Origin of the sequence: Mesorhizobium loti, from assembly GCF_003148495.1 — a bacterium.
Taxonomy (GTDB): Bacteria; Pseudomonadota; Alphaproteobacteria; order Rhizobiales; family Rhizobiaceae; genus Mesorhizobium; species Mesorhizobium loti.
In genome coordinates this window covers 168,222-174,847 of the sequence record NZ_QGGH01000011.1, presented here as the reverse complement: position 1 = coordinate 174,847, position 6,626 = coordinate 168,222, and the positions used below count along the sequence as shown (strand labels likewise).

At 59.6% G+C, this 6,626-nt stretch carries 6 protein-coding genes and 1 pseudogene; 3 read left to right on the top strand and 4 right to left on the bottom strand.

The window, feature by feature from the left end:
• Both C8D77_RS38100 and ccoS read left to right on the top strand, forming a co-directional pair.
• A partial coding sequence (locus tag C8D77_RS38100) for a hypothetical protein (protein WP_146211835.1) occupies positions 1-180 on the top strand: 180 nt, incomplete at its 5' end.
• Positions 177-326 carry a cbb3-type cytochrome oxidase assembly protein CcoS gene (ccoS, locus tag C8D77_RS28720; protein ID WP_006329249.1) on the top strand — a complete coding sequence of 50 codons (150 nt, stop codon included), beginning with the start codon at positions 177-179 and terminating at the stop codon, positions 324-326. The genes C8D77_RS38100 and ccoS, both read left to right, overlap by 4 nt.
• Positions 327-577: 251 nt before the next feature.
• On the opposite strand, the pseudogene C8D77_RS28715 reads toward ccoS, so the two are convergent.
• The 3 genes and pseudogenes from C8D77_RS28715 to C8D77_RS37330 form a co-directional block, all read right to left on the bottom strand.
• A pseudogene (locus C8D77_RS28715) lies at positions 578-1,050 on the bottom strand (tyrosine-type recombinase/integrase); the annotation flags it as partial.
• Positions 1,051-1,060: 10 nt separating this feature from the next.
• Complete coding sequence (locus C8D77_RS28710; RefSeq protein WP_109670589.1) at positions 1,061-2,248, bottom strand: Fic family protein; 1,188 nt, start codon at positions 2,246-2,248, stop codon at positions 1,061-1,063.
• 49 nt (positions 2,249-2,297) lie between these two features.
• Positions 2,298-2,753 (bottom strand): hypothetical protein, encoded by a 456-nt coding sequence (locus C8D77_RS37330; RefSeq protein WP_146211834.1) that lies wholly within the window; start codon positions 2,751-2,753, stop codon positions 2,298-2,300.
• Positions 2,754-3,116: 363 nt separating this feature from the next.
• Between C8D77_RS37330 and C8D77_RS28705 the strand changes: the two genes are divergently transcribed.
• Positions 3,117-3,563 carry a DUF2971 domain-containing protein gene (locus C8D77_RS28705; RefSeq protein WP_146211833.1) on the top strand — a complete coding sequence of 149 codons (447 nt, stop codon included), beginning with the start codon at positions 3,117-3,119 and terminating at the stop codon, positions 3,561-3,563.
• Positions 3,564-3,825: 262 nt separating this feature from the next.
• Here C8D77_RS28705 and C8D77_RS28700 read toward each other — a convergent pair whose 3' ends face one another.
• Positions 3,826-6,414: a DEAD/DEAH box helicase gene (locus tag C8D77_RS28700; RefSeq protein ID WP_109670585.1), complete on the bottom strand. Its 2,589-nt coding sequence runs from the start codon at positions 6,412-6,414 to the stop codon at positions 3,826-3,828.
• Positions 6,415-6,626: the final 212 nt, after the last annotated feature.

Below are 6,626 nucleotides of genomic sequence, written 5' to 3'. Positions count from 1 at the left end.
GCCGTGCCGATCGCCATCTTCGGCCACGTCACGCCGTTGATCGCGGCGGTGGCGATGTCCGCCTCATCGCTGCTGGTGATCGGAAACGGGCTGCGGCTGCAGGGCTTTATGCTCGCCGAGCTGACGAGGGCTTCTTCGGCAACGCATTCTGGCATTCACCCATCAGCGCGGTCATCATGACGATACTCGTCTACCTCATGCCAGTCGCCCTATTTCTTGGCGCACTGGGGCTGACTGGCTTTCTGTGGGCATTGAAGAGTGGCCAATATGAGGATCTTGACGGAGCCGCTGAGCGCATCCTCCGGGACGACAAGCCGGAACGCTGAGCCAGACCGCTGTTCCCGACGCTGTGCTGACGCCGACTCGGAATAACGAATGAAGCTCCACAACCAATTAAGCCGCTTGACGTAGATTTGTGAAAAGCCCCTGTCCCTCGAAGGACTGCGTCGCCGGTTCCGCCCCAACATAGACGCGGCCAATGTCATAACGTACGCAAAGCTGATGTTCATGTTCACGATAGGTGCGGACACGGGGTTGCAGTTACACTTGGTTGGGTTCAACTGCAGGTTTCGTGCTCTCAATTTCGTTCCAGATAATCGGCCCACCAACTGCATCATACTGACGCGCTTTTCCCAGTGCTCCGCCCTGGCGTAAGCGCGCCGAACGTCGTTCTTTTCAATATGGGCCAGCTGTCTCTCTTGCGTCTGGATGCCACTTGCCGCATTCATTCAACAGAGTTGATGCCGTTGCTCGGGAACCGTGAGCCGTTGCTTCTTTCTTGCTGTAACCCATGCGACGCAGGGCGGCGTTAAGGGTATTGTCGGAAATCGGACGAGAACCCGATCGCGCAGTTGGAAACAGCAGCGCCTCGCCCTCGGAAATGTCTCTGAGATCGGTCAGGATTTTGATGGCCTGCCTCGAAAGTGCAACGCGGCGCGGCCGCCGCATTTTCTTGCCTGCTTCCGGGATGGTCCACACCGAGCCTTTGAAGTCGAACTCTTCCCATCCGGCGGCTCGCAACTCGCCCGGGCGGGGAAACAGTAGGCGCAGTTATGCGACGCTAAGTTTCCGGAAATAGCTTAGGAAACAGTTCGTCCAACGTGTCGACCGGGAAGCGTAGCGATACCGGTCCTTTCGGGGTATCGGACGCAAGCAGGCCAAGCTCGAGCACCTCGGTAAACACGCGGCGGGCCGTACGTTCCGGCAAGCCAGCGATACGTGAGGCCTCACCGCGATCGAACTCGCCGCGCAGAAGCGCCTCTTCGAGCAGCCGGAAAGCTTCCGGCTTCAGGTCGTAGCGTTGAACGAACCGCTGCAGGCGCCGGGCAAGTTGGTTCAAATCGAACAGGCTGGACATGAAACTGACCTGGTCGATGCATACGCGTAGAAACCATAAGGTAAAATCTGCCAGCGCCCGCATAGAAAGATTACCGCGGCCGTCGCGATCGCCTTGGCGTGGCATGTCGGCGTGATCCATCATGCGTTTATAGTCGCCGCGGCTTTCCAGACCCCGCGCCAGGCCTCGGGAAATCGACCACAGCCCGTGCGCGGCGATTCCTGCCTCATGGGCCATGGCGTGACTCATCAAGCGACTGACGCGTCCATTGCCGTCTGGGAAGGGATGAATGTAATTGAACCGATGATGCGCGGCCGGAATCGCCAATATCCTAGCCGCTTTGCCCGTACGTTGGAAGCGGTACCGGCTAGCGAAATGCTCCATGAACGCTTCGACGCGATCGCTTGACGGCGGCTGGTGGCGGCCGACAGTGACATCATGTTCAGGCTGTGATCGCCACCGACCCGGAACCATCAAGAATTCTCTGTCTGCGCCGCGAATGCGCAACATCGCCTCATCGGCGTCACGGTAGAATTCCGCATGCAGCCAGCGCAAAAAATCAAGCGAAGCCGGTTCTGGGAGCTGACCCTCCGCTGCCAGGCGATCGATTTCCCCCTGCAGTCGAACATGGGCCGCGGCTTCCACCTGCAGGTTGCGTCGTTCCTGGTCTTTGTCGAATTCGCCGGCGAGGGCGCGTTCGATGTCGCGGGGGCGCGTGTTGTGGCCCTCGATCAGGTTGCTGTAGTAGGTATTCATGATGCGCACGAGATCCGCCAGGTTCGCGGCCGTGCGCGGATGCAGCTTGGCGCCGAGAACCGCCGAGCTTGCTGACAGCTCAGCCAGCGCGTCGGAGATAGGCCCCGCAACGTCTTCCAGGCGCGCCGGCTCGATGCGCTGTACGGTCTCTTCCATAATTGGCCGATGTTAGATCGCGCTAAGTACGTATATGTCAACAGAAATTTTAGCTGAGCGCCCATAACTGGCCGATCATTTGGCCGATGTTAGGCGCTATCTCAGCTTCACCGAGACGGTTGATCGACGACGCCAATGCCGATGCCGATGATGGCCGATAGTCGCTATGCTTAGGGCATTGATAGTATGTACAAATTTGCGATCGGTAGGTCGATTTGGCCGATCGCTTGGCCGAACTTCGCCGGTCGCGCTGACTAGGATATACGACCGGGAAATACAGGCGACTCCAAATGATTTCTCCAGAGATTGCGGAAGCACGCGACGCTGCGACCAGGCTGCGCGAGGACTCGAACGACCCGACAAGAGCAAATACACCTGTAAGCAACGTCTGCCAGTCATAGAGCGCGCCGATGAACGGATTGTGGAATTTCGGTAGCGACTCCGCGCAGCGCTCGAAGAAGCTCTTGGCAAGCGCGTTTTCGCAAATAATGTTCGGCGGATTCACGCTATATAACCTCTGTCTTCTGCTCAGGTGATGCAGTTAGGCAGCGTGGGCAGTTCAGTCAACAATTCTGCGAGGCGTCAGACATGCGGCGGCTCGCCGGCAATATATTCACCGGCGTTGGATGCCGGCAGTTGTAGCTCCGTTGCGTCCTGAAGGCCCAGTACGCGGTCGCTGCCATCAAGAAGCGGTGCCTACGGATCTCCCGCATCGAAGACCTCAATGACGCCTTCGAATTCATATGCATCGTGCTCGACGACAAGCGCGACCGCATCCACCTGTCCTCGTACCGCCGCCGGCTAGACCAGGAGCAGGGCCTCATCTGCATGAGCGAAACGTGGTCGAAGCCGCAGATGTGGGGGCACTATGGCGAAATTTCGCGGGATGGTGCTTGGGTTTGACGTTTCGGAAGGGGACTTCTTCAAGGTCCGTTACCGCAAAACGAGGCCGCGCCTGGTCGACCTCGGACTGTCGTCGTATGCCGAAATAGGGCCTGAGCACCTTAAAGAGTTGGCGCGGATAAAGTCTGACGGTTGGGCGTATGAAGACGAGTGGCGCTGGCTACTGCCACTGGTGAACCCCGAGGTCATCCAAGGCCAGACGCACTACTTCCAGCCATTCGGGCCTGACCTGCGGTTGAAGAAAATCATTGCAGGTCCGAAGTTCCGCGAGCGTTCCTACGAGCAGATGCGGGAGATGGTGAAGGGGATGGGCGTCGAGGTGATGCTGGCACAGGTCGACTTCGCCAAGTTCGAGGTCACCCGTCAACGCAAGCTCAGTTTGTGGCCGCCTGTTCGTCCGCAGACTCCCTAACGGCGGCAAGGCGGTGGCAGTTCGGCTGGTGAGAGTGAAAAGAAGGCAGGCTGCCCGCCCGGGACGTACCTCAACGTCTGATATCACCGCGGTGGCCGGAATGTCATTCTGCATGCTACCCCATTGTGTCTGTCTGAAACGCGCCTCATGTCGGCCGTTGCTATGTGATCGTTGGTTCCTTAGAAGCGGACGTTGCACCTGCCTGAGGCCCGCTCGGGCAACCTATAGTCCAATTTCGCGGTGAGTGGGTATTCTCCCATTCTTATGGGATACTCTGTAAGATGCCGCTCGCGATACGTCCTTTCAGCCACTTGTAGATCTGGTCGGCACCCATCCCGTCTTGTTCGAAGCGCTCCGCAGCTTCCGCACGCCAGACTAGGTCACCGGCCTGACTAAAGGTACGTCTCAGTTGCCGCAATGTCCGCAACGCCTGACCTGCCCATTCCCGAAACTCGTCGATTTCCCATAGCGACACGGTGTGGAGATGCGGAACCGCCCCCGACTTCGCCTTGGTCACCGGCGTGACCAGTACCGGCAGGATAATGGCATTATCGGGCAAAGCAACGTGGTCGCGAATCCAGTTGGGATGCGAGAAGGCCTGTCGCGCCTTGGTAGCGTCCAGCACATCGTTTGTTGCTCCGGCATGATCTTCGAACACGAAACACAGATCATCCGCCGCCCACCAGGGATCCGGCGACGCGTCGACTTCGCGTTTCCCCGCGTGGAAGCCGAGAATCTCGCCTAGGCGTACCTGCGCCTGCTCAAAACCGTTCTTCGAGGCGAGACCTTCCAGAATCTCCCGCTCGCGCTTGTTGAACTCCCGGTCGGTCACGGTGCCGAGCCGCTCCAGCACGCCCTCAACGCGCTCGATCTGTCGCAGCAGACGGGGACTGCGGCCAAGAGGAGCTTCCATGTCCGCGTGATAGCGGGCCAGCTTGACCAACCAAGGCAGATCGGTGGCGGCGCGCTTTGCATGATTAAAATGGCCGCGCGCCTTGACGTCCAGCGAGGCGATGCCGGCGCGTCCTCCATACCAAGCGGCTGAGCCGGCGAGGTAGTGCCACAGCGCTCGATAACCTCGGAGGTCCGGGTCGGTGAGTCCACCCAGCACTCCCTCCGCTGCTTCCACAGCGCCTTCGAAATCGCTCTGCCAGAGCCTGCTCTGAAATTCGATCTCCTGGCCGACAATCGCCTGCAACTCGCCCAGCGCTGGGAAGGGCTGTTGCACTGCCGCCGCCCGCTTGCGAAGGATATCGTTGTTCACCGCATCCCAGCGGGCGTCGTTCGCTAGGAATATCTCGAAATTCTCGATGATGTCGGCCATCGTCGTGCCGACCGACTGCTCGTTGCCGAATTCGAGTTCGGCCTGCAATTCCGGGTGAAGGTGAACGCGTCGCCGCCTGTCGGCGAGATAGTCAGGCAGCTCCTCGCCGGAGACTATCACCGCGGAATAGTCCTGCAGCGACCGCGTGCAGCGGCCGATCGCTTGCAGCACGCGCGTCTGCACCCGATCGTTGAACAGTTGCGACGCCCCCATTCGAAGCATGATGAACCGCTCTTGGAGGTTGGCAGCGCGAGGCAAGCCTTCGATGAACAGCAGACGGCAATCATTGCCCGGAAAGTCGATGCCGTCATAGCGGTTAGCTATCACAGCCACCGCCTGGGGCGTGGTAACGAACGGCTGCTTCGACTCCTCGATGGCCTCTGCGCCGAAGGTCGCGAAGCCAAGATTGGCCTTGACATCCTCTCGGACCGACTCAGCCTGTTGATCGCTGGGCACGAGGACCAGGCTCCGCCCGGCGCGTTGCATCAGCTGGTGGCGCAGCGTCACTACGTCATGGACCTCGAGCGAGCTGTCAGGAAAGATAAAGAACCTGCGCCCAATCCCTTGGCGATCCCAGCCGTCGGGCACTTGGAGGCGCTTGATCCTGCGGCGGCCTGTGAGGCGCTCCAGGTCGCCGCCCGCCCCGAGTGTGGCCGACATAAAGATGCGCTGCCGCGCATTCTGATACGGCGGATGCTGCCATGTCGGTGCCAACAAGGGGCGGATGAGAATTTCGGTCGCCGAAATGTAGAGGTGGCACGCAACGAGATGGCTTCGGATCATCGACCACGCCCACCGAATGTCCAGTTCTTCGGCATGGGCGTCGATCACCGCCGTGAGCTCGTCCTTAATCTCAGCGAAGACGGGCGTGGGCAGCTTATCGACCCAGCGTCGGTCCTCCGGATTGCTGTCCCAACGGCCCGTAAGTCGCGAAAAATCGTGGGCGTCCAGGTGCGGCTGCAGCACTCCACTCAGTGCTTCGAACAGCGCTCGGTGCTGCTGCTTGGTCCGCTGGATGCGGACAGTCCACATCTCACCGATATAGTTCTCGGCGGCATGGGCATCATCTATGATGACGACGTCCGGGTTCGAGAAAAACGGATTGGTGTTGAAAAGCGAGTTGTAGGTCGTCACAGCCACCCGGTCGGCGTTCTGATACTCGGCGCGGGCCTGTGGGTCGTAATCCCGATTGCTTCCCGTAAAGCCGTTCACCGTCAGCCCGTACTGTGTCCGGGCCTGTTCCACTGCCTGGTTCACCAGCTGCTTGGTGGGGCAGAGATAGACTACCCGCTCTTCGAACTTGCGGCGGCGCCACTCGGCAATCATGAGCCCGACCAGAGTTTTTCCGCTCCCCGTTGGAAGCTGCAATGCTACATCCGAGTCAGAGACTGCCTGAGCGGCGTAGCTCCGCATAATCTCGCCCTGATGCAGCAGGACGCCCGGGATCGTACGGCGCGGAAGCGTGAGAAGAATTTCCTCCGGGCTTGTTGGAACAATCTCTGTCGGTGTCGCGCTTTTGAATGCCATTGTTTCCACTCCTACCAATCTGGCCCTTATCTGCTCTTCCGATCGGCCGCCAGAGACAAGGGCGATTCTCCACACACAGAGGAACTACCAGCCCGATGAAAGCCCCCGGCTGGTACCCGATAGATAGTTTATGTCCGATAACCCGCGCTGGGTCGCTGTACGCGTCACCGAGAGAGGCCATGTTACTGCAGCCGGGATTATCCCGATGCTGG

Coding starts and splice junctions, on each gene's coding strand:
- ccoS (WP_006329249.1), top strand. CDS start 177: ATGACGATACTCGTCTACCTCATGCCAGTCGCCCTATTTCTTGGCGCA.
- C8D77_RS28710 (WP_109670589.1), bottom strand. CDS start 2,248: ATGGAAGAGACCGTACAGCGCATCGAGCCGGCGCGCCTGGAAGACGTT.
- C8D77_RS28705 (WP_146211833.1), top strand. CDS start 3,117: ATGGCGAAATTTCGCGGGATGGTGCTTGGGTTTGACGTTTCGGAAGGG.
- C8D77_RS28700 (WP_109670585.1), bottom strand. CDS start 6,414: ATGGCATTCAAAAGCGCGACACCGACAGAGATTGTTCCAACAAGCCCG.